The sequence below is a fragment of the Phormidium sp. CCY1219 genome, assembly GCF_055795085.1.
In genome coordinates this window covers 1-22,086 of sequence record NZ_JAYFEQ010000905.1, presented here as the reverse complement: position 1 = coordinate 22,086, position 22,086 = coordinate 1, and the positions used below count along the sequence as shown (strand labels likewise).

18 protein-coding genes are annotated in these 22,086 nt (G+C 50.7%); 12 read left to right on the top strand and 6 right to left on the bottom strand.

Annotated elements, in window-relative coordinates:
• Positions 1–71 precede the first annotated feature (71 nt).
• From AC0QH1_RS29815 to AC0QH1_RS29795, 5 genes are all read left to right on the top strand, one after another.
• Positions 72–662, top strand: a complete 591-nt coding sequence (locus AC0QH1_RS29815; protein ID WP_324635078.1) for a COP23 domain-containing protein — start codon at positions 72–74, stop codon at positions 660–662.
• A gap of 201 nt (positions 663–863) precedes the next feature.
• Positions 864–2,459: a trypsin-like peptidase domain-containing protein gene (locus AC0QH1_RS29810; RefSeq protein WP_324635077.1), complete on the top strand. Its 1,596-nt coding sequence runs from the start codon at positions 864–866 to the stop codon at positions 2,457–2,459.
• Between the two features lies 1 nt (position 2,460).
• Positions 2,461–3,264, top strand: a complete 804-nt coding sequence (locus AC0QH1_RS29805) for a pentapeptide repeat-containing protein (RefSeq protein ID WP_324635076.1) — start codon at positions 2,461–2,463, stop codon at positions 3,262–3,264.
• 66 nt (positions 3,265–3,330) lie between these two features.
• Positions 3,331–6,543 (top strand): tetratricopeptide repeat protein, encoded by a 3,213-nt coding sequence (locus tag AC0QH1_RS29800; RefSeq protein ID WP_324635075.1) that lies wholly within the window; start codon positions 3,331–3,333, stop codon positions 6,541–6,543.
• 280 nt (positions 6,544–6,823) lie between these two features.
• Complete coding sequence (locus AC0QH1_RS29795; RefSeq protein WP_324635074.1) at positions 6,824–7,699, top strand: alpha/beta fold hydrolase; 876 nt, start codon at positions 6,824–6,826, stop codon at positions 7,697–7,699.
• A gap of 117 nt (positions 7,700–7,816) precedes the next feature.
• Here AC0QH1_RS29795 and AC0QH1_RS29790 read toward each other — a convergent pair whose 3' ends face one another.
• Positions 7,817–9,445: a DUF6930 domain-containing protein gene (locus AC0QH1_RS29790; RefSeq protein WP_324635073.1), complete on the bottom strand. Its 1,629-nt coding sequence runs from the start codon at positions 9,443–9,445 to the stop codon at positions 7,817–7,819.
• A gap of 300 nt (positions 9,446–9,745) precedes the next feature.
• Here AC0QH1_RS29790 and AC0QH1_RS29785 point away from each other — a divergent pair, with 300 nt between their 5' ends.
• Positions 9,746–10,108, top strand: a complete 363-nt coding sequence (locus tag AC0QH1_RS29785; protein WP_324635072.1) for a HesB/IscA family protein — start codon at positions 9,746–9,748, stop codon at positions 10,106–10,108.
• A 274-nt stretch (positions 10,109–10,382) separates the two neighbouring features.
• A complete protein-coding gene (locus AC0QH1_RS29780; protein WP_324635071.1) occupies positions 10,383–10,802 on the top strand; it encodes a tetratricopeptide repeat protein in 420 nt (139 codons plus the stop codon).
• 489 nt (positions 10,803–11,291) lie between these two features.
• On the opposite strand, the gene AC0QH1_RS29775 is transcribed toward AC0QH1_RS29780, so the two are convergent.
• On the bottom strand, positions 11,292–11,453 hold the full coding sequence (locus AC0QH1_RS29775; protein ID WP_324635070.1) for a hypothetical protein: 162 nt from the start codon (positions 11,451–11,453) through the stop codon (positions 11,292–11,294).
• A 59-nt stretch (positions 11,454–11,512) separates the two neighbouring features.
• Between AC0QH1_RS29775 and AC0QH1_RS29770 the strand changes: the two genes are divergently transcribed.
• On the top strand, positions 11,513–13,417 hold the full coding sequence (locus AC0QH1_RS29770) for a 2-C-methyl-D-erythritol 4-phosphate cytidylyltransferase (RefSeq protein ID WP_324635069.1): 1,905 nt from the start codon (positions 11,513–11,515) through the stop codon (positions 13,415–13,417).
• A 70-nt stretch (positions 13,418–13,487) separates the two neighbouring features.
• On the opposite strand, the gene AC0QH1_RS29765 is transcribed toward AC0QH1_RS29770, so the two are convergent.
• Entirely contained in the window at positions 13,488–13,946 is a 459-nt protein-coding gene (locus AC0QH1_RS29765) for an SRPBCC family protein (RefSeq protein WP_324635068.1), read from the bottom strand.
• Positions 13,947–13,972: 26 nt separating this feature from the next.
• Here AC0QH1_RS29765 and AC0QH1_RS29760 point away from each other — a divergent pair, with 26 nt between their 5' ends.
• Together AC0QH1_RS29760 and AC0QH1_RS29755 are read left to right on the top strand one after the other, a co-directional pair.
• Positions 13,973–14,143, top strand: a complete 171-nt coding sequence (locus AC0QH1_RS29760; protein ID WP_324635067.1) for a hypothetical protein — start codon at positions 13,973–13,975, stop codon at positions 14,141–14,143.
• Positions 14,144–14,392: 249 nt separating this feature from the next.
• The gene (locus AC0QH1_RS29755) at positions 14,393–16,072 is read left to right on the top strand and encodes a mechanosensitive ion channel (RefSeq protein WP_324635066.1); all 1,680 of its coding nucleotides are present in this window, start codon (positions 14,393–14,395) and stop codon (positions 16,070–16,072) included.
• Positions 16,073–16,153: 81 nt separating this feature from the next.
• Here the strand turns inward: AC0QH1_RS29755 and AC0QH1_RS29750 are convergent, their stop codons facing one another.
• Positions 16,154–17,671 carry a GTP-binding protein gene (locus AC0QH1_RS29750; RefSeq protein ID WP_324635065.1) on the bottom strand — a complete coding sequence of 506 codons (1,518 nt, stop codon included), beginning with the start codon at positions 17,669–17,671 and terminating at the stop codon, positions 16,154–16,156.
• A gap of 108 nt (positions 17,672–17,779) precedes the next feature.
• Positions 17,780–19,072 (bottom strand): hypothetical protein, encoded by a 1,293-nt coding sequence (locus AC0QH1_RS29745; RefSeq protein WP_324635064.1) that lies wholly within the window; start codon positions 19,070–19,072, stop codon positions 17,780–17,782.
• Between the two features lie 492 nt (positions 19,073–19,564).
• Between AC0QH1_RS29745 and AC0QH1_RS29740 the strand changes: the two genes are divergently transcribed.
• Together AC0QH1_RS29740 and AC0QH1_RS29735 are read left to right on the top strand one after the other, a co-directional pair.
• A complete protein-coding gene (locus tag AC0QH1_RS29740) occupies positions 19,565–20,947 on the top strand; it encodes a UDP-N-acetylmuramoyl-tripeptide--D-alanyl-D-alanine ligase (protein WP_324635063.1) in 1,383 nt (460 codons plus the stop codon).
• A gap of 214 nt (positions 20,948–21,161) precedes the next feature.
• Complete coding sequence (locus tag AC0QH1_RS29735; RefSeq protein WP_324635062.1) at positions 21,162–21,719, top strand: 3'-5' exonuclease; 558 nt, start codon at positions 21,162–21,164, stop codon at positions 21,717–21,719.
• A 49-nt stretch (positions 21,720–21,768) separates the two neighbouring features.
• On the opposite strand, the gene AC0QH1_RS29730 is transcribed toward AC0QH1_RS29735, so the two are convergent.
• Positions 21,769–22,005: a hypothetical protein gene (locus AC0QH1_RS29730; protein WP_324635061.1), complete on the bottom strand. Its 237-nt coding sequence runs from the start codon at positions 22,003–22,005 to the stop codon at positions 21,769–21,771.
• Positions 22,006–22,086 lie beyond the last annotated feature (81 nt).

The following is a 22,086-nucleotide window of genomic DNA, read 5'->3' as shown; positions in this document are numbered from 1 at the left end:
GGGGCGAATTCCTCCCCATACATAAATGACAGGGGTTTCCATTCGCCCCCCTTACCAACCCCTAATTTTCGATGAACATCTCGTCACGGGCGATCGCTTGGGGAGTCTTTGCCCTGCAGGCGATCGCGGCGACACTGGCACTCCCGAAACCGATCGCGGCACTCGAACCCACGCGCTTTTTTTGCGGGACAATCGAGGGATCCCCCGCCACGATCGCGCGCACCCCGGAAGGGGAAATCGCGATCGCCATCTGGAAACCGACAGACTTAAACCCGCCCGCCACCGACTTGCAACAGCACTGCGAGGAAACCTCCCAACGCTTCCAAACCTATTACGAAAGCGGGCAGCTCAATTACATTACCACCGGCATGATGGATGGCGAACTCGTCGCTTGCGTGGCCCTAGCGGAAAACGAACCTTGTAATGGGATGTTATTCGTCTTGAATGGCGATCGCAATCCCCGAGGCAGTTTGCAACGCATCTTTCGCATCCGCGTCGCATCTGCACAGCCGATTTCGGAAACCTCAGCGCGCCTGTACATCAACATCGATAAATATTTAAACGGAGAATATCCTCCCTTACCTCCCCGACGGGGACGACGGGGGGATATGGAACCCAAACCCCTCCCGGAAATGCCCCCGCAAATGGGCGGCCCCCGATAAACCTGAGTAAATATACTTACCGGGGGTATAAAATGGGGTCGGGTCCCGCGAAGCGATCGCCGCCTCTGGGGAAAATGCGCCAGCACTCCCCGAGGGAGGCATCAGCTCGACTCATTCAGATACCCTGTGGGTGGCGATCGCACGCCTGTTTTGCCCGCTCAATGTCGATGTAATTTTTCCTTCTATCCAGGGAGAAAAAAAATGGCAAATGACCCGATATTTCCCGCCGCAATTATCGCAGTGGCAGCGATCGCCACCTTACCGCCACCGGGAGCGATCGCGCAATTATCTGCGGAGCAAATCTCAGCAATGGCGCAACAGGTGACGGTCATCGTTAACGGACAAAATCCCGCTTCCGGCATCATTATCGGCAAAGAAAACAACACCTATTTTGTCTTAACTGCCAAACATGCGATCGCCACCGAAGATGAATATCAAATCGTCACCGCAGAGGGAACCGAATATCCGTTAAATTACAGCCGAGTGCGAAAATTGCCCGGTGTAGACTTAGCGCTGATTGAATTCGACAGCGATCGCGACTATCCCCTCGCGCAAATTGGCCAAGCCGAAAGTACCACTTCCGGCACATTGATTTACATTGCCGGCTGGCCCCATCCTGGCACTGCCATCACCGAGCGCATCTTTCAGCTCACTCCCGGAACGATTTCCGGACGGGCAACTCAGGCGGCAGAGGATGGCTACGAATTAGTGTACACCAACATTACCCAATCCGGGATGAGTGGCGGGCCGGTATTCGACTTGCAAGGTCGTCTGATTGGCATTCACGGACGCGCCGAAGGCCAAGCGATTTACAATCCGGATACCGGAGATAGCGTGGCGGTGAAATCCGGGTTTAATTTAGGCATTCCCATCGAGACCTTTATCGAAGTCATCCAACTCGCACAATTACCCCCGAATCCCAGCTTTGCCTATCCCCTTTCCGACAAAGGAGATCGGGCATTCCGGGAGAATCAGCTATCCGAGGCGATCGCCGCTTACGAAACCGCCTTGAAGGTGGATGGGGAGTACGTGCCAGCACTGTTTCGGTTAGCACAAGGGTACTATCAATCCGGAAACCTCGGGGAGGCGATCGCGCGGTTTCAACAAGCGAATGACTTGGCATCTGCAGATCTCCGACAGCGACAGGAAACTTTCTCCCCCACATCCCCGCCCTCAGAGCAACTGAAATGGGTAGAAAGTCAGGAATTGCAGGCGAATACGCAACTGGCGCTGGCAACCGCACTTTATACCCAAGGCGATCGCGCCCTCGGATTGACCTTGGCGTTTGAATTATTTAGCCATGCCAATCACATGGGGCAACGGACACTCCTCGAACCGACGGAGTTTGCCAGCGATCGCCTGGGAAGCGACGCGCAAGGGTTGCAAACCTACGCCCAAAGGATATACGCGGCGCTGGTCTATGACTGGCCAGTGGAGTTTAACGTGGGTCAGGCACTCTACGATATGGGAGAAATTCAGCAGGCGATTCCCTACTTCGAGCGCGCGATGGCCACGGAGAGGGTGCGCCTACAGGCGAAACTGGCACTGGCGATTGCCCTGTATTCCAGCGGCGATCGTCAAGGGGGAGAAGCGTTACTCGGCGAGTTGAGAGGCGAATCCTCCAATGCGTTAGACGATACGCAGTTTGGTATATTATCGGAGGGATTTTGGAGCGATCGCCTGTTAAACGATGCCTTAAATGCAGTTTCTTCCTTACCCGACTCAGCGGAAACGGGGGAAGTGATTCGCAATCGCTCATTTCGATCTCAACCGTTAAAGGCCAAACGATTAAAATAACATGATTCGGTTAAGGCATTCGGACAAGGTGAAAGGAACCGCAAAAATCCTGCTGAGCGCTATTATTTTAGCACCCTTGGGATTTGTCGCCCCCACTCAGGCGGATAACCCAAACCACCTGCAACAATTGCAGCAAAACAATCACTGTCAGGGATGCGATCTGGTGGGGGCGAATTTAACCCGCGCCGATTTGCGCGGCGTCAATTTAAGTGGGAGCAATCTCAGGGATGCGGATCTCAGTTATGCGAATTTGGAAAATAGCGATTTGCGCGGGGCGGATTTGAGTAATATTAATTTCAATTCTACCATTCTGCGCGGCGCGAGAATTGACGAGACCACTCAACTCGATCGCAAATGGCGGTTAGTGTGGGAAATCGTCACCCAAGGCGCAAGGGGGCGAGATATTCGCGGTGCGGATCTCTCCCGGGCTTATTTACAAAATGTTAACTTTAGTGGGGCGAATTTAACTGATGCGAACTTAAGTGTTGCCGAACTCAATACCGCCAATTTGAATAGTGCCAATTTAAGCGGGGCTAACCTTTCTCAAGCCAATTTAACGGGAGCAAATCTCACGAATGCGAACTTAAATGCAGCCAATTTAAGCGGCGCGAATTTAATGGGGGCAGATTTGAGTGCGGCTGACTTGCGAAATGCGGACCTGCGCGGTGCGAATCTCAGTGGTGCGGATTTAAGAAGGGATTCGGTTTGGGGCAATACTCGCCTGAAAAATGCCAACCTGGAAGGGGTAGATTTATGTGGGGCAATTTTGCGTGAAACCCTAAGACGCGATCGCGGTTGCGATTAAATCATTTTTCCGGCTCTAATTTCACGCTAAACTTAACTTATTCTATCCTGAAAAAGGGTTATTCTCATGCAGTATGCCGCTCAATTTTTGCGTCTTTTCTCCGCCGCCTGGGTGTTTTTGCTCCCCACAGTCTCTCCCGCCGTGGCGCAACCTTCCCCCAATCTTTCTCCATCCGCGCCCCTGGAATTCTCAGGGGAAACCAGACAACTTTTGCAACAAGGATTTGAGAAATTTCGCCAGGGAGAATTTCAAGTTGCATTGCAGATTTATCAACAGGTTTTGCAGCGTTTCTCCCGCGAAAACAATCGCGCTGGTGTGGCAGAAACTTTGGATAAAATGGGGGAAGTTTATGCGGCATTAGGAGATTATAACACCGCATTGGAACAATTGCAAACCGCTTTAACTCATCGGCGAGAACTCAACCAAACCGCTGCAGTGGGAGAAACTCTCAATCATCTGGGATTTGTTTATCGCCAATTAGGGGATTATTCCCAAGCGCTGCAACTGCATGGCGAAGCTTTGGAGTTGGCGCAAACCGTTGCCAATCTGGCGGTAAAAGGCGAATCCCTGCACAATATGGCGGCGGTTTATGCGGCGACGGGGGATTACAATCGCGCCTTAGAATTGTATGAAATGGCGTTAAGTATTCGGCGGGAAGTGGGGGACAAGCGGGACGAAGGACGGACCTTGAATAATCTAGGCGGAGTGTATTATGGATTGGGGGATTACGACACAGCCCGAGAGTATTTTCAAGCAGCCCTAGACTTGCGACGAGACATCGGAGATAAAGCGGGGGTAGCGCGCTTGCTGAGCAATTTGGGGTTATTATATCGTCAATGGGGACAGAGCGATCGCGCCTTGGAATTGTATCGAGAATCGTTACCTTTATTGCGCGAAATTGGAGATTTAGCCAGTTTGAGCAATACTCTAAATGGTATGGGAGTGCTTTACGAAAGTCGGGGAGAATTGGCGGAGGCGTTAGAATTTTACGAACAGGGATTAGAGATTGCCCGGGAGATTGGGACGGTGGCGGAGATGGGGAATACCCTGGATAATGTAGGGGGAATTTATTACAGATTGGGGCAATACCTGCGCTCAATCGACCGCTACAGCGATGCATTAAACCTGCGTCAAGAAATTGGCGATCGCCCGGGAATGGCTAACAGTCTGCTCAATCTCGGCGGGGTTTATTTTAATTTAGGACAATATGCAAAATCGGTGGAGTTTTTAGAGCAAGCGTTAGTCATTTATCGCGAAGTAGAGAATCGGTCCGGGGAAGCGAACACCTTGGATGCGATCGCGATCGGATACGAACAACTCGGCGACTATTCCCAAGCGCGCCACCGATATCACACCGCCTTAGAAATTGCCCGAGAAATTGGCGATAAAACCGCCGAAGGGAACATTTTGGAACATTTAGGCGGACTGTATGCGGAGTTGGAACGCTACGATCGCGCCCGGGAGTTTTTGCAACAAGCCCTCGAGGTGCAGCAACAGATGGGAAACCAAGGGGCGATCGGTCGGACTTTAAACAGTATTGCCAATATTTATTACCGATTGAGACAGTATCCGCAAACCTTAGAATTCCTGCAACAAAGCTGGCAAATCCTAGAAGCGGTGGGGGACAAATCGGCGGCGGCGATTACCCTAGCAAATATTGGGTGCGTGTTTCGCGATATTAATGAAAGCAGTTTGGCGATCGTGTTTTATAAAAAAGCAATTAACCTTAACGAAGAGATTCGTCAAGAACTCAAATCCCTCTCTGTAGACCAACAGGAATCCTTCGCCGCCACCGTGGAGGAAACCTATCGCAATTTAGCCGATTTGTTGTTAGGACAAAATCGGGCAGTGGAGGCGCAGGAAGTGTTAGATTTGTTGAAGGTGCAAGAACTCGACCAATATTTAAAAAACCTGCGCGGGAACGAAAAAACGGCCTCGGGGGTGGAAGTGTTGCCCGCCGAACAAGAGCTATTTGCGGAGTTTTTTGCCATTCAAAACCAGGCGATCGCCCTGGGAAGAGAACGGGCAGAATTGCAACAAATTCCCCCAGCGCAGCGCACTTCCGCCCAAGACCAACGCATCGCCGAAATTGAGGAAATACTCGATAAAGTCACTCAGCGATTCGCGGGATTTACCCGTCGCCCGGACATTCAATCTCTAGCGGAAAACCTGCAACAAAGCACCGACGGCGAAAGTTTGGATTTAGACCGACTCGATGAGTTGCAGCAGTCCTTACAACGCTTTACAGAAACCACGGTGTTGTTATATCCGTTAATTTTAGAAGACCGTCTCGAATTAGTGCTGGTGACGCCTTACGCCCCGCCGATTCATCGCACCGTCGCCCTGCGTCAGTCCGACCTAAATCGGGCAATTTCTGAATTTAGAACTGCCTTGACGGTGCCTTCAAAACGGGCGAATATCGACTTGCCTAAAATTACCGGGCGTCAGCTTTACAATTGGCTGATTAAACCAATAGAAAACGAACTGATTGCAGCGGGGGCAGAAACGATAATTTATGCGCCTGACGGGCAATTGCGATATCTTCCCTTAGCTGCATTGTACGATGGGGAACAATGGTTGGTAGAGCGATTTACGATTAATAATATTACGGCGGCGAGTTTGACGAATTTTAATCGCCAGTCTTCCGCCCTCCTGCGGGTGTTGGCGGGGGCGTTTACGGAAGGGGAATATAATGTAGAAGTGGGGACGAGACAATTTGCGTTTTCCGGGTTGCCTTTTGCGGGAAAAGAGGTGGAAAATCTGGCAGAAACGATTCCGACGACGACGCAATTAATCGATCGCGAATTTAATCGCGAGGCAACTCTAGGACGGTTGAACGAGTATAATATCGTACATATGGCCACTCATGCGGCATTTGTCAGCGGTCAGCCGGAAGAGTCGTTTATTATGTTGGGGGATGGCGATCGCATCACCTTTCGCGATTTAGAGAGTTGGTCCGTGCCCAATGTGGATTTAGTGGTATTGAGTGCTTGTCAAACCGCGATGGGGGGCGAGTTTGGTAACGGGCAAGAAATCCTCGGTTTTGGCTATCAAATGCAACAAGCCGGTGCTTTGGCGGCGATCGCTTCTTTATGGTCTGTCGATGATGGCGGCACTCAAGTGCTGATGAATGAATTTTACGATCGCCTCACAACCCGAAATAACACAGCGTCAGCGTTGCGAAACGCCCAACTCGCGTTACTCGATAGCGATTATCAACATCCGTATTACTGGGCACCGTTTATATTAATTGGCAATGGATTATCTACAGGGAGATAAAAGGTAACAAAATGTAGGGTGGGCATTGCCCACCGCAAGGCAAATTATACTAAAAGACCAATGTAGGGTAAGCAATGCCTACCGGGAGGTTGTTTATACCAAAAGAGGATTGTAGGCTCAACCCACCCGCCGGGAAAGTGTATGAATGGAGAAGGGATTGTGGGAGAAAAAAAGAGAATTTTCCGGTGGCGAGTGCCAGTGTTAAGAGTGTCATCAATTGGATTGCAAAACTGGGTCAATTCACTTTACAATTTAAAATTGTCTTACGGGAAGAAAAAAAATGTCTGTATTAGAAGGAACTTGGACCGACGGATACGTGAATGCCAATGGCATCACCTTGCATTATGTCACCCAAGGGGAAGGACCGCTGATGCTGATGCTGCATGGATTTCCCGAGTTTTGGTATTCCTGGCGATATCAGATTCCGGAATTTGCCAAAGATTTTAAAGTGGTTGCGGTGGATTTGCGAGGGTATAACGAAAGCGACAAACCGAAGGAATCCGATGCCTATGTGATGGAAGAATTTGTAAAAGATGTGGAGGGAATTATTACCGGGTTGGGGTATGAAAGCTGCGTGTTAGTGGGTCATGACTGGGGCGGAGCGATCGCCTGGTGTTTTGCCTATGCCTATCCCGAGAAAGTGGAGCAACTGATCGTGATGAACATTCCCCACCCGGCGAAATTTGCTGAAGCGATTCGCAGCAATCCGCAACAGATGCTAAGAAGTTGGTACATGCTATTTTTTCAACTGCCCGAACTTCCAGAATTAGCGATTCAGTTCAGAGATTATCAGGCGATCGAAATTGCATTTAAAGATATGGCGGTGAATAAAAACGCCTTTACCCAAGCCGATATTGAGGCATATAAAGATGCCACGGCGAAACGGGGTGCCCTCACGGCTATGCTGAACTATTATCGGAATGTATTTCGGGGGTTGATGAGCGAACAATGGAGCGTTTTAGAAGACGTTCCCACCCTGATGATTTGGGGGGAAGGGGATAGCGCCCTCGGGAAAGAATTAACCTACGGAACCGACCAATACGTGCGCGATTTTCAGGTGCGGTATATCTCCAACGCCAGTCATTGGGTGCAGCAAGAGGAACCGGAGTTAGTGAATCAGTTTATGCGGGAATTTTTAGAAGAAGAACGGGGTTAAGCGACGACGCCCACCGCTATAACGCGATCGCGTTATAGCGGGGGATGCTTGTGGAACCGGATGGGTAGTGGATCGAGCAGACCCACAGGAATTCTCAATTGCCAATGGGTAATTTAGTTAAAACGGCACGGGCATGAGCTGCAGGGTACCGAGACCGATCTCTTCAGAACTGAGCGATCGCACCTCAAACAACGCCAGCATATCTTTGAGTTTTGGATTGCCCCTAGACGCACCAGTCACGCCCATCGCAATCACCAAACCGCAGTAACCCTGGGTGTTTTCACAGCGTGCATCCCATTTGTCGCGCGCCACCCGATGAACCGGGTCATCACCGTGAAACTCGCCAAACAAGTGAAGTTCGCCATTGTCGGTTTGGAAAATCCCCACATCGTAGCGAAGATCCCCCAGGGGGTCTTCCCCGGGATTAAAGCAAATACCTCTGACCCCGCCTAAGTTTTTTAATTCCTGAATCAGACTTTTTGCCTTCGGGCGAGAGGTTTGAATCAATACAATCGGCAAACCATCTCCCTGAGGGGAAATGGTAGCACTTTGACAGTAATTCGCCGACTCGTGCAATTCTTCCAAAACATCCCAAGGCATCATGCCGAGACTGAGAAAACACTTCTCTGGCACCAAGTCATCGCGCAGCAGGGATTGGTCTCCTTCCACTTCTTCCTCATCTGGGCTATCCAGGGTCATTCCATAGAGTTGATCCGCCACATTGGGCATAGTCGCCACCCGCACCGACACCGTTTTGTTGTCAGTTTGTGCCACATCGGGTAACGGAATCTGATAGGAATGACTCATGGAGGGAAAATTACCCCCAGCTAATTTGCGGCGACCAGAGCGGAAGAAGCGCGTCAGCGCATCCAGGGCCACAAAAGTGACCAAGGCTTCTTCATCGTAAAGAATCGATCGCATTCCTTCCAGGGGGTGGAGATTGCCAAACGAGGGTTGAATCTCGCTGGGGGGCAAATTCACCAGATCCACGTCCTCCACATCCACGGAGCTTTCATAGGTGACGAACAAACAATCTTGGGATAAAAACGCCTCTTCCAGGCGCTCGGGAGAGTTATGCTCCAGGGCGCGTTGACGAAACTGTTTGAGCGACTCCAAAGAGCGATAGAGCAAAATCCCATAATCGAGACCAAGCATCCCCATCACGCAGGCGTACAGGGTACCCACGTCCCATTGATTGATTTCAATCTCAATAATTTGATGGTCCCCCAGGGATTTCCAAGGAGCCACCTGCCATACTTCCTCAGCCTTGTCCTGCAAAAGGTCTTCATACTGCGGGGGAAGCTGCGGTGGTTTGCTATCCACCACCTCTTGAAATCCGCGAAAGATTTCATCGATTAAGGGTAAATTGGGAACGTATTCGATGGTGATATCTAATTCTTGCAAGACACCGCGCAGGAAAAATTGAATTTCGCGGTCTTTAACCACAATTTTTTGCGGGCGGGCGGGGCTCGCCGGACTGTGGGGATGCTCCATTGCCCGCAACAAGGTCCGAACCACCGCTTGCGGTCCAGTTTCCGGGGAAATCACATCCATTGCCCGGACGATGCCTTGGGATCCATCCACCCAAATAATGCAATCTCCCCCATTTTCCGAATCAAACTCCGGTACGGCTGAGGAGCCAGCCGGTAACGGGTGGGACAAAGAGCGGCGATCGCCCTCCCACACGGAGGAAATTTGCTGTAGTTTCTGTAAGCGACGACGGGTGGAGCGGTTTAAACCTGCCATAGACGATGCAAATAGGGTGTACGGAACCAAAGGTTATAACAGCCGGTTAACGGTTATTTACGATCCTATAACCACTAGCAAGACTTGCAGAGATTTTTTCCCGCATCAGAGAGGCAACTCCCCGAGGTTCCGGCTCAACCGCGCAACTCGCGCCAACATCGAGGGGTTGTTCTATGACTCATCTCGTGGGGGCGATTCCCTCGTGCTGCGATCGCGACTGTCGCAGCTCGCTACAATGAACACAGAAGGTACTCAAGCCCTGTCGGGTATAGAACAGCACAAAAGGAGTTTAGTGAACTGATGACACAAGCAACACAGTCTCAAAAACAGGGCATCATCATTACTGATGAGGCCATGAAGCATATTCTCGCACTGCGCGAGCAACAAGGCAACCAAGACCTATGCCTGCGCGTCGGCGTGCGCCAGGGCGGCTGTTCCGGAATGTCCTACACGATGGATTTCGAACAACAAACCAATATCCAAGACTCCGATGAGGTTTTCGAGTACGAGCAAGGGTTTAAAGTGGTTTGCGATCGCAAGAGTCTGCTCTATATCTATGGCATGGCTCTCGACTACAACAACGCCATGATCGGTGGTGGCTTCCAGTTCAGCAATCCCAACGCCACTCAGTCTTGTGGCTGCGGTAAGTCTTTTTCCGCCTAACTGGCTCTTTGTTATTTTAGCTGGTTTTTGAGTGGCCGACGCCACTGCTATTATTGCTCATTTCTCGATCCAGGTTCCATCAGCAACCTGGATCGAGTCTTTTTGTCTGAGTGGCGCACTCCCCCTCCCTCCCCCTCCCTCCCCTTCCCGCCCCCTCCCCTCTCCCGAATTGCCTCGGTCTGTGCTACACTCTCTATTTTGCCGCTGTGGCCTCGGGAAACCATTTTTCCCGTTTTTCGCTAAAATCTAAACGCTCAGCACTCTCGAATTCCCTATGACCGAAACTGCCGAATCTTTATTTCAAAGTGGTGTCGATCGCTATCAGGCTGGTGAAGAACCAGACACTCTGATTCCTGTGTTTAAAGAAGTCTGCGATCGCTCCCCCAAAAATAGTTCCGCTTGGACTTGTTTGGCTTGGCTTTATCTCTTAGCCGATAAACCCAACGCCGCCTACAAAGCCGCACAAAAAGCCGTGAAACTCCATCCTCAAGACCCCCAAGCTCGCGTTAATCTCTCTCTCGCTATGCTCGAATCGGGTCAAAAAGGTGTCCGCTCCCACGTGGAAACCGCTCAACAATTGATGATGGTTGACTCAGAATTATCCAAGGAGGTGAAAGGCAGTATCGAAGATGGTTTGCAGCGCAAACCCGATTGGAAAAGCTTGCAACGCATTAAATCCTGGCTTTTGGACTAATCCTTAGCCCTCCTCACTCACCCCCTCCACAAATTTAGGCCGATTTGATTTTTTAATAGGCTACTAAACCGCCCCATTTTTCTCCTCAGAATTCATTCATGGCGGCGGTTTTTTAATTTCACAATACCCAATAATTTTACCCCAGAATATACTTATTTGACTCGCTCTCAGGGCGAGCATGAGAACGCTTTTCCCAGGAAATATGCAGGCATAATTTGGCCGCTTGCTTTTTCAGCTAAACTTATATGCGGTTATTCAAACGCAATCTATTTAAAAGTTTCATAAAACAAACCTAATTATTGATAACAATAAAAAAAGAGACAATACAGCGCCTACCGCTGATGAAATAGGCCGATGATGATTCCTCCGGAGTGGGAGGCGAGAGAGGGCAGCTCCATGAGAGCCAGTGGCATTGTTTTTGATTGGATAAGGAAAAATTGACCTGACGAAACCGGGTCAGAACTGTAATCAGATAGAAGAAGGTACAACTCAACCCGATCGCCCGGTGTGGGAGCCAGAGAATTGATGCTGTTGCGATCGGATCGTGGTTTCTCGACGTGGCGATCGCCGATTTTTACCCGAACTTTTCCAGTGGCGATCGCCCCACGCCTCTTCCCTCGATCGCCGACACAAAACGCGACCTAATTGCATGTGCCCTCCCGGCTGATGCTGCGAGCAAATCCGTTGATATTCTTTCCAAAATACTCCTTATGACCAATCCTCAAAACTATCTAAAATTGCCCTTATCTTGGGAAAACAAATCCCCAGAAACCATAAAAAACGACTGCCAATGGCTCGAATCGATTATTAAAAATGCCGCCCCCTTTTCTGACTGGTGGGTAAAAGCGCGAATCGTGCAACTTGCCTATCGAAAGCCGCCATTAGATCGGAGAGAATCCACCTATGCCGGATTAAACTCAGCAGGGAAAATTGTGGAACACTTGCATCGCTTGTGTCCCGATCGCCACGCTTATGCGGGGTTTAGGAATCAGGTGAACGAACAGTACGTTATCGATGTGCTCAATCGCTGGCATAACAGGGAATTTACCCAAGCGATATCGCGCAACTTTGAAATTTACGAAGACACCCATTATCCCAATGTCTTTTTAGTCACCAGTACCGCCACGGTTTCCCTTTATGTCGATCGCCCCTTACCGCCCCCAGATCGATATCGACCCTTGTTCAACGTGGATGAATTTGCCGAAATCGTGCAGAAGCGATCGTGTCAGCAAATGACCCTTCGCACCCACGGTTATGCCACCTCCGCCCAGACATTTTATCGATTATTCCGACAAGAAGCCGACGCCTTGGGAGAGGCAGAATCCGACCCCGAGGGTAAAAAACTCAGCGATCGCCACTTTTATGTCGGCTATCACTGGCCCTCAGAAACCCCCTTTACCAGTCCGGGTCTGTGGAGTGATTTAGGCAAAAACTGGGGCATTGTGGTGAAATTTGCCTTAGTCCTGGGGGGATTTGCCGGCATTTTGGGCCTGCTGTTGGCCGGATTTGTGCAATTCTTCGCCATTCCCCTTCTGGAAACTGGGGGTCAGTTGCCCTGGTTTCGTCCCCTGTGGGAGTGGAGCAATTTTAATACCTGGGCGGAAGTAGCGGTGGCATGGTATTGGGTAATCCCCACCCTGTTTGTGCTGTGGGTGATGCTGATGCAGAATTTGCGAATTTTAGTCTATCAGCGCGATCGCTACCGCGCCATTCACTACGGTGCTCCCGACTTAGGAGAATTCTTCTGGCGCTTGGATCGCGCCGTGCAACGAGTGGAGAAACGCCCAGCAGATTCCACGCCCCCGGATCCAGACCCCCCCGCAGGTGGAACCATTGCAGTGAATTTAGTCGGACACAGTATGGGGGGTCTGCTGCTCGTCAACGTGCTGCGGATCCTGTCCGATCGCTTCGGCAAAGACGACTGCACTAACGTCCCTAGCGCCAGTCAAATCGGGGATTACCTCGTGCTGGATAAGTTAATTTTGGCCTCCCCGGATATTCCCTTAGAATTTCTGCGCGAAGGGCGCAACAACTACGTTCGATCTGCCATGCGGCGCTGTGGTCAAATTTACCTGATGTCGAGCGATCGCGATATCATCCTGCGTTACATGCCCACCCTGGGCAACTGGTTTAGCGAACCGAGTATCGAAATGTCCGGGTATCGTCTGGGCAACCTTTACCTCAAACCCACCGCCGATTGCAACCCAGATTGCAAATATCGTCCCTACATCCGCAATTTGTGGGGTAGCCAACCCGCCGCCAGTCCCACCTCCGCCTATGACTTGTTCGAACGCTTTAACTATCTCGACTGTTCCGAGATGAAAGGCGTCAACGGTCTGCAATGGCCTCTGCGCCCCTACACCGTGGCGTTGATTGACCCGATCAATACCTTCAAATTTCTCGCCAGCGTCTTCGGTTTTCCCACTGTCGGCAAACTGGACCTCCACGGCGGCTACTTTTTAACCGATACCCCCACGTTTGCCATTTTGAAACTGCTGATGCGGGTCAATGGTGCCGACAAAGCAGACATCGATGCCGGAATTCAAGCGTTGATTAAAGAGACGCCGATTCGCTATTTGCCCAGTCAGCGATTTTTAAGTGGGGGAAGCGAATAGGACTGACCCTCAATCGGTCCTATGAAGCACCACAATAACTACCCGTAGGGTGGGCAAGGACTTGCCCACCCTACTGCTTTAGCTGCTGAATGGACTCAGCCACCCGTTTGAGACGACGAAGTTGGGCCTGCATATCTTGCTGCGTCCAGGTGGCGGCAAAACGATTGAAACCAAAGGCGATCGCTGGATTGGGAATGTGGAATTCAAAGCGATTGAGCAGGCGGGTGATTTTGCCTTCTGGTTCGCACTGCCACAGATCGCGACCGTGAAAAAAGCCTTCAAACTGCCAAACAATCTTACCCGGTTCGCGCTCGGCGATCGCGCACTCGAGGGTGGGCTGCACTAACGGGATTTGAATGACGAACTGACAGCGACTGCCCACCTGGGTATCCCACTCGCCCACGGGGACGCAGCGCAAAAGGGGATTGAGCCATCGATGCATCAATTCGAGGTCGGTGATGCAGCGATCGACCACCGCAGCCGTGGCGCGAATTTGGATGGATTGTTCAAAAAGTTGACGAGATGACATGTGCTTACCTGTGGCAGAAATAAACCGTGACAGTAACGCGGTTGGGGAAGACGGGCGATCGGGGTCGGTGGGGCAGTGCCTCGCCTACGACTCCGCCAATTTTAGCCCTGATGGGATTGAGAGCAACGCTTTCCAGTGGCTTGCACGGTGCCACCAGCGGGAGTGCAGCCAGTGGTGAGGGCAGGAGTAAGTATTAAAAATCACTAAAATATCCACTTTTGGCGGTGAATTGTCCATAAAGTGAAATCTGACGTTGAGAATTGAACTGGAATGAGGGAAGTAACCCCCTTAGATGGAATTTCAACGGCAGGTTGCGAACTACACTACCGCAAAATCCAACCTTAGCCTGTAGGATAGTGGCAAATGTTGCCATAGCTGGCAGCATTGAGTCAATGTTGTGGTTCGTTTGTTTTTCAAATCGGACATTACACTCAATCAAATCAACTATGAATGGACTTTGGCATACTACACCCATAAACAGTGGGGTCATCCTTAGACCCCCGGAGTTACTCGCGCAAGAAGACACCACCCTCGACCCCGGTGTAGCGGTCGATCGCGTGACGGGCTTTGTTGACGGGCTGTTAGCGCAGTTAGGGGCATTTCTCCCCAGTTTGTTGGGGGCGATCGCCATCCTGATTGTCGGATGGATTGTCGCCTCCGTGGTCTCCTCGATCGTCAAAGGTCTCCTGAAACGGACGGATCTGGATAACCGACTGGCGCGGGCGATTACCGGTCGCTCCCAAGAAGAAGCGATGCCCCAGGTGGAGGAATGGACCGCCAAGGTGGTCTACTGGACGATCATGATTTTTGTCTTGATCGCCTTTTTGCAAACCCTCCAGCTAGAGGTGGTTTCTGAGCCGCTCAACGATTTTCTCAATCAGATCTTCGTTTACCTGCCCAAACTGGGCGGTGCCGCCGTCTTGTTGGCTGTGGCGTGGGTTTTGGCGACCATCTGCAAGATGGTGGTAACGCGCGGACTCGAGCAGTTTCGCTTAGATGACCGATTGGCAGAACAAACCGGACAAAACCGGGAAGAAAGCGGGTTTTTGCTCAACGAAACCTTGGGTAACGCCCTGTACTGGTTTATCTTTTTGTTCTTCCTGCCCTTAATTCTCGATGCATTAGAACTGAATGTCGAGCCGGTGGAGAACCTGCTGGACGATGTTCTCTCGGCTCTACCCCGGATTCTGATGGCCCTGATTATTGGGGCGGTGGGTTGGCTGATCGCGCGCATCGTGCGGGGCATCGTCACCAATCTGCTAGCAGCTACGGGCACCGATCGTTTGGGGGCACAATTCGGTCTGGCTCCCTCGGAAAGTGGCATGTCCCTGTCCCAACTGCTCGGGACAGTGGTTTATGTCTTGATTTTGGTTCCCACCGCGATCGCGGCCTTAAATTCCCTAGAAATTGACGCGATCTCCGAGCCGGCGATCGCCATGCTCACCCAAATCCTCAACGCCATTCCGCTCATTTTCACTGCGGCCTTTATTTTGGTCGTGTTTTACGTGATTGGCAAGTTTGTGGCGGATTTGGTCACCCGCATTCTCACCAGTGTGGGCTTTAACAATGTTTTTGCGTGGCTGGGCTTACCCACCACCCAAACCGGAACTCCCCCAGAACCGCCACCGGCAGAAAGTCCCTCGACTCCACCCACGGCGGTACAACAACCGGGCGGCAAAACGCCCTCGGAAATTGCCGGGATTGTCACCTTGGTGGGTATCGTGCTGTTTGGCGCGGTGGCGGCGACGGAAGTGCTGCAATTCCAGGCGCTCACGATTATCGTCAGCGGCATTATCCGGATCGCGGGTCTGGTGCTGGTGGGCTTGCTGGTGTTTGGCATTGGCTTGTATTTAGCCAATTTCGCCTACAATTTGATTGCCTCTTCTAGAGGTTCTCAAGCCGAGATTCTCGGACAAGCTGCTCGAATTGCGATTATCGCTTTCGCGGCGGCAATGGCGCTGCAACAAATGGGCATTGCTCCCCATATCGTGAATCTGGCTTTCGGTCTGCTGTTTGGCGCGATCGCGGTGGCGATTGCCCTCGCCTTTGGTTTGGGCGGACGCGATGTGGCCAACGAGCAGTTGCGAGAATGGCTCAACGACTTTAAGCAACGCAGACAAAAGTAAATCCAACGGTACAATCATTGGGATGAAGGCTCGCGGATAAACGGTGAAAGCCCTTGCCTATATCCTCAATCCCGATCGCCTTCATTCTTCGGTCTGTCTCGCGGATCTCGCTCCCATGAGCTTCTCGCGCAATTCTTCTTTGATGCGTCCCATAATGGAGGTTTCATCTAAAGAGGCAATAATGCGACTAACCACGGTTTTTGGTCCTTCCGGACCCCACGATGCCCCATTGGCAAGGTAGGCTTTTGTCACTTGCCCGATGGCGTAAGAGGAAAAACCGGCGACACCGGCTTGGGTGATGGCCACTGACAAATAGGGTGCTAACGACGCCCCCCCACTGGCCGGTGCCGCTAAGCCTAACAGTCCTTTCAGGGAGGACAAGCCTAAGTTGGCTAGCAATTCGCTGGCACTAATTCCGCCCATACTCAGGGCGATTTTTTGTAGCAAGTTAATCGCACCGGCTTGGGTCATGGGGATGCCATAGAGTTTGGATAAGGTTAAGATGGTGGCCACATCGATCGCCGCTGCACTGAGAATGTCGATCGCGGTGACGGGGTTCAGGGCAATGGCTAACCCTTTGGCGATCGCGGCATTCCAGATGGTCCGGTTGGCGCTCTTGTCGCGAATCGTCATCTTGCGCTCTACCAGTTTCTCGTTCACATTGCCGGCATAAAGCAAGGTATTGAGCGCCACTAGGGATTTCCCTTCTCGGTCTAATATTTCGAGAATTTTTAACTTTAATTCGTCTACCTGGGGCAATCCCCGTTTCATCTGCACGCCGCGACTCCCATCAGCGCGTTGTACGGCTTGTGCCCACAAGGGGGCGGCAGCCGCCATGACGATTTCATCCGCAGAAAGCAACTCTCGCACTCGCTCATCCCGGATTTTTTGATAAATTGCCTCTCGATCGGCATCCGGATATTGGTCGATTTTGTTAAATATCAGCAACATCGGCTTTCCCGCCTCTCTCAGCTGCGAAAGCGCTTCGTATTCCACTTGGGTAATGTCACCGGCAATGATAAATAAAATCAAATCTGCCTGGGAGGCGACTTGACGGGCTAAGGCTTCCCGGGTTTGACCGTCTACTTCGTCAATTCCGGGGGTGTCGATCAGTTCGATTTGAGAGTTGCCGATGCCGGATAATGTCAGTTGGGTAATGTCTCCATCTACCCCTTCTAGGGGCGATCGCTCGATTCGCCAGTTCGTTCCTTGGGTGGTCCGGGTGACGCCATGTATCGGCCCGGTTTCAAACAGGTTCTGCCCCAACAAGGCATTTAAAATCGACGATTTCCCCCGCCCTACCATGCCAAATACGGCAATTTGCACCACCGTGCGTTCTAGTTTATCCAGCATGGTGGTTAATCCTTCGATTTCTCGATCTAACCCGGCTCGCTCTTCGTCGGTTAAGTCTAAATTCACCACGATTTCGCGTAGGGCGTCTTTCGCTTGCTTGTAATTCAAATCGGCTTGAATATCCGCAAACGAAAGCGTCACCTCGTCGAATTCTCGCTCGAGGTTCGGTGGGTTTGGGGTGGGTGAACCCCCCTGGTTCGGATTCGGGGTTGGCTCTTCGCCGAAGGCGGAACCTCCGTTAGTCATACCGGTGCAGCTATGTCGTACAAGACTTCACTTGCGATCCTACTTCACCTACCCCCGGAACGTGGGTTCCTCAATCTCCCACATGGAAAATTCACCCTTTTGCCTCTTTTATGCGATTTGACTGATAAAGGAAAGGTCTACGGAACCAAAGTTGGTACTCAGTCCCACGTTGAGATTTTCTAACATTTTGATTAACCACTGCACCGCTTCGTTGTTTGAATTCTCATAATGATTAAACAAAATGTAAAACCGCTTTTCTAAATAAGGTTTTACTTTTCGGCACACCAAAACGATTTTCAGCAGCAACCCGGTGGTGCGGATCGGACCGAGGTTCGATACTACGTCAATAAAAATAAAATGGTTCGGTCTTTGGCTGCTTTCGACGATTAAAAAGTTCAGCAATTGACTGCAGGTTCTCACCACCAAAAAGTCGCTGAGTTTCTGCGAATCGCTTTGCGGCAAGGTATTTTTTAGGTGCTTGCATAACTTGTCGTTAAATTGGCGTTTCCCGTATTCGGAGTCAACGCTGGCAACTAGGTAATCGTACAAATCGGCTTTAAATTCTCTGTAGGTTCGGGTGGTGGTACTGTGGGTAATAAAGCTTTGGGCTAAGTCGCGGTAGGTGTAGCCGGCTTCGGCTTTGCCCACAAATTGTTTGAGGGCATAATACAGTTCGCGATCGCTCAATAAGGTGGGATTTTCCATGGGTTGAATCCGCCGCCCAATCTGTTTTCCATTGCGACTCATCCGCCGCAGTTGCGCTTTGCGAACTTGATAGGTGACGTACTGCGACAGGTTGATTTCAAATTGCTTTTGTCTTTGAGATTGGATTTTCCGCACGGTTTGCTGATGCTCGTAACTGCTATCTTCGCTGAGCAAACAGTGGGAGTACAAATAGGGATAGCGATCGATGTAGCTGCCCAGAGGACGCTTTTCTTTCTCCTGATGTTGCGAACTGCGCTCCACTACCTGTGACAAGCGTCTCAAGGTCAAATACTGCTCGCTTTGAGTGAATTCTCCGATGAGATCCTGCAACCGTCTGACCGATCGCGATCGCAGATAGGGATTAAAATTTCCCGGGGTGGGTTTTTCAAATAATTCCACCAATTCCGGGATGGCTGTTTGCGTTTGACTGTTGGTTTGCCATCGATTCACCAAGATGTGACAACATCGATTTAAAATAAATTTAAACTCGCGCTCCACATCCTTAGCGCCCACAATTTTTCCCAATGCGGCGGAAATTTCTGGATCGGGGTACTCTACGCCGTCGATAAATAAGCTCTGAAAGCGCGCAATCATCTCCGACGGCGGCTCAACTTTCACCTTTTCTAGCAGGTGATTGTAAATGAGCTGCTCTTCTTGCCTGGTTTTTCGGTTGTAAGGATCTGTTCGATGATTCACTGTTTTTCCCCCTGTCCGGATGTTAGGGTCTCGTCAAATTCCACGTTTCACCCTTATTGCACCGATTCACGACCCTCACCCTAGGAATGTTGCCCAATCGTTTCTAATGGGAGTTTTTTAGTCGTTTCCATCAGTTGGCTGCTCGGTTTTGCACTCCATTACGCCGATCCGTGGAACCCGACGCAGACTTGACGATCCTGCCGATGCCAGTCCTAAAGGGCTACGGTGGGGTCATGGGTGCTTTACCCGAGCGAATCAATCTTTTGTTCTAGCATAACCTAGGCCGATCGCTACTACTTCCCATTTTCCTAAAGAGTTTGTAAAGTTGCCAGAGAAAATTCACGGATTTACGATAAAGATTTTGTAAAGCTGGCCGAGTCCTTTTCTGCCACGGATTTGGCTGCCTGAACGCGGTTGACCCGGTTCGCAATCCGGTCGCTGCAAACAATCGTAACATTAATTTTTGTTAACCTAACGACGAGCGATCGCATCATGTCTTGTGTTTTTACTCTCGCCCAAGCGTTATCCATACTCGACGCTATCGCGCTTAATCTGTCCCCCCAACGCCGCCTACAGCAGGCGGTAGGGGTAAATACGGATACGCGGACTTTGAAACCCGGGGAGGTGTTTCTCGCCCTGCGGGGAACCCAGTTTGATGGGCATCAGTTTGTGGGGTCAGCTCTGGAAAAAGGGGCGATCGCTGCTATTGTGGATTCTCGCTACCACCCTCCCTCCGAAGACTGGCCTTTGTTGGTGGTGCCGGATACCTTACAAGCCTATCAGGCGATCGCCCACTGGTGGCGGGCACAGTTCGACATTCCCATCATTGCCGTTACCGGTTCGGTGGGCAAAACCACCACCAAGGAACTGATCGCGGCGGTCCTCGGTACCCAAGGCCCAGTCCTCAAAACTCAGCTCAACTATAATAACGAAATCGGCGTTCCGAAAACCCTACTGTCCCTTTCATCCCACCATGATTATGCAGTAATTGAAATGGCTATGCGCGGTCCGGGGGAAATTGCCCTGTTGGCCGAAATCGCTAGCCCCACCATTGGCGTCATTACTAATGTGGGAACGGCCCATATCGAACGCTTGGGTTCCGAAGCGGCGATCGCTCGCGCTAAGTGCGAACTCCTAGACAAAATGCCCCCCGCCAGTCACGCAGTCCTCAACTTCGATAACCCTTTGTTATTAAAAACCGCCGCTACGGTGTGGACCGGAAAAAGCCTCACCTATGGCTTGAAAGGAGGCGATTTACAAGGGGAATTGATTGATACTGAACGGTTAACCGTAGAAGGCATGACCTTCCCCCTCCCCCTTCCTGGCGCTCATAATGCCCTCAATTATTTAGGCGCTTTAGCAGTAGCAAAATTGCTCGGGGTGAGTTGGGAACCGCTGACTCACGGACTGTCGGTGGAGTTACCAGAAGGAAGAGCGCGGCGATATCTCCTGGGCAATGATATCGTGATTTTAGATGAAACTTACAATGCTGGGTTAGAATCAATGACGGCAGCACTGCAACTGCTGTCCCAAACCCCAGGCGATCGCCATATTGCAGTGTTGGGCACAATGAAGGAATTGGGGGCGCGATCGCTGGAATTTCATCAGCAAGTTGGGGCGATCGCAAAGGAATTGAATCTGGATGGATTGTTTATTTTTGCCGATCCGCCAGAAGCGGAAGCAATGGCACTTGGCGCAGCGGGTTTGCCTTTAGTTGAGGTGAGCGATATTGCTACACCCACCGCGCGCGAGAAGTTGGCGCAACGCTTGCAAGAATTCGTTCGACCCGGCGATCGCATCTTATTTAAAGCTTCCCATTCCGTACAATTGGATAAGGTGGTTCAGCAGTTTCGCCAAGGGAATTCTTCCCTTTAATCTCGGCACTCTCGATCGGGTCTCAAACGCAATACCAAACTGATTTCATTGCCTCGACTCGTTGAACTCGTTCCCAGGTGGGAGCCTGAGAACGAGTCTCCGAGTCTCCGCTTCCCCACCCTGAGAACGCATATTATTTTGCTGTTTTCTGACCCCAAATCGTCCATTTCTCGCCGCTCTCCTAACTGTTAATTTTAAATAAAGTAATGAAATCATGGGCATTAAACTTGATAATTTAATTGTGGTTGATGTGGAAGCCACTTGCTGGAAAAAAAACCCGCCTCCCGGGGAAGAACAAGAAGTTATCGAAGTGGGCATTTGCCTGTTGGAGGTTTCTTCGGGAAATCTATTAGAAAAAGAGAGTATCTTAGTCAAACCGGAACGCTCTCGCGTAAGTGAATTCTGCACCAAACTGACTACTTTAACCCAAGCACAAGTGGATGAAGGAGTTTCTTTTGCCAAAGCTTGTGCCTTATTGCAAGATAAGTATATTGCCCATCAGCGCGTCTGGGCAAGCTATGGGGAATTTGATAAAAATATCTTTACCAAACAGTGCCAATATCGGCAGGTTTCCTATCCGTTTAGCAACCGTCACTTAAATGTAAAAACCCTGTTTGCGGTGATGAATGGTTTGGAACGAGAAGTGGGCATGGCGCGGGCATTAACACTCCTCAATCTTCCCCTGGAAGGAACCCACCACCGGGGAGGCGATGACGCCTGGAATATCGCGCGCATTCTCTCGCAGTTAATCGGGAAAGGAATGGGGAATTGAGGGGAAATTTAGGGGCGAGGCTAAATTTAGCGTGGGATTGGATAAGCGGTTAATTGGGCGATCGGGTACCTACACCGCCAGACCTTTTCCCATCAAGAATGATAGCGATTTTGGGTATTTTTTGCGAAAAACAAATATCAACTACTTTTTCTCCGTCAACCCATTTTTGTATTAACTTTGGATGAACAATTTGCATAACTTTATAACTTTTTTCAAACTTACTATTATCTAAAAAATCCACCAATTCTTTTCTTTTTTTATCGGAGTCCAAACCTGTTCTTCTCACATTGAGTTTTACTTTTCGGCGTTCTCTTCTAAGGCGAAAACGGCATCAGTATGGCTTCCAAACCCCAGTTTTTACAAGCAA

Bases quoted from the DNA above. Each gene is read 5' to 3' on its own strand.
- AC0QH1_RS29795 (WP_324635074.1), top strand. From the start codon at position 6,824: ATGTCTGTATTAGAAGGAACTTGGACCGACGGATACGTGAATGCCAAT.
- AC0QH1_RS29790 (WP_324635073.1), bottom strand. From the start codon at position 9,445: ATGGCAGGTTTAAACCGCTCCACCCGTCGTCGCTTACAGAAACTACAG.
- AC0QH1_RS29815 (WP_324635078.1), top strand. From the start codon at position 72: ATGAACATCTCGTCACGGGCGATCGCTTGGGGAGTCTTTGCCCTGCAG.
- AC0QH1_RS29770 (WP_324635069.1), top strand. From the start codon at position 11,513: ATGACCAATCCTCAAAACTATCTAAAATTGCCCTTATCTTGGGAAAAC.
- AC0QH1_RS29800 (WP_324635075.1), top strand. From the start codon at position 3,331: ATGCAGTATGCCGCTCAATTTTTGCGTCTTTTCTCCGCCGCCTGGGTG.
- AC0QH1_RS29755 (WP_324635066.1), top strand. From the start codon at position 14,393: ATGAATGGACTTTGGCATACTACACCCATAAACAGTGGGGTCATCCTT.
- AC0QH1_RS29780 (WP_324635071.1), top strand. From the start codon at position 10,383: ATGACCGAAACTGCCGAATCTTTATTTCAAAGTGGTGTCGATCGCTAT.
- AC0QH1_RS29740 (WP_324635063.1), top strand. From the start codon at position 19,565: ATGTCTTGTGTTTTTACTCTCGCCCAAGCGTTATCCATACTCGACGCT.
- AC0QH1_RS29775 (WP_324635070.1), bottom strand. From the start codon at position 11,453: ATGCAATTAGGTCGCGTTTTGTGTCGGCGATCGAGGGAAGAGGCGTGG.
- AC0QH1_RS29810 (WP_324635077.1), top strand. From the start codon at position 864: ATGGCAAATGACCCGATATTTCCCGCCGCAATTATCGCAGTGGCAGCG.
- AC0QH1_RS29785 (WP_324635072.1), top strand. From the start codon at position 9,746: ATGACACAAGCAACACAGTCTCAAAAACAGGGCATCATCATTACTGAT.
- AC0QH1_RS29750 (WP_324635065.1), bottom strand. From the start codon at position 17,671: ATGACTAACGGAGGTTCCGCCTTCGGCGAAGAGCCAACCCCGAATCCG.
- AC0QH1_RS29805 (WP_324635076.1), top strand. From the start codon at position 2,461: ATGATTCGGTTAAGGCATTCGGACAAGGTGAAAGGAACCGCAAAAATC.
- AC0QH1_RS29735 (WP_324635062.1), top strand. From the start codon at position 21,162: ATGGGCATTAAACTTGATAATTTAATTGTGGTTGATGTGGAAGCCACT.
- AC0QH1_RS29765 (WP_324635068.1), bottom strand. From the start codon at position 13,946: ATGTCATCTCGTCAACTTTTTGAACAATCCATCCAAATTCGCGCCACG.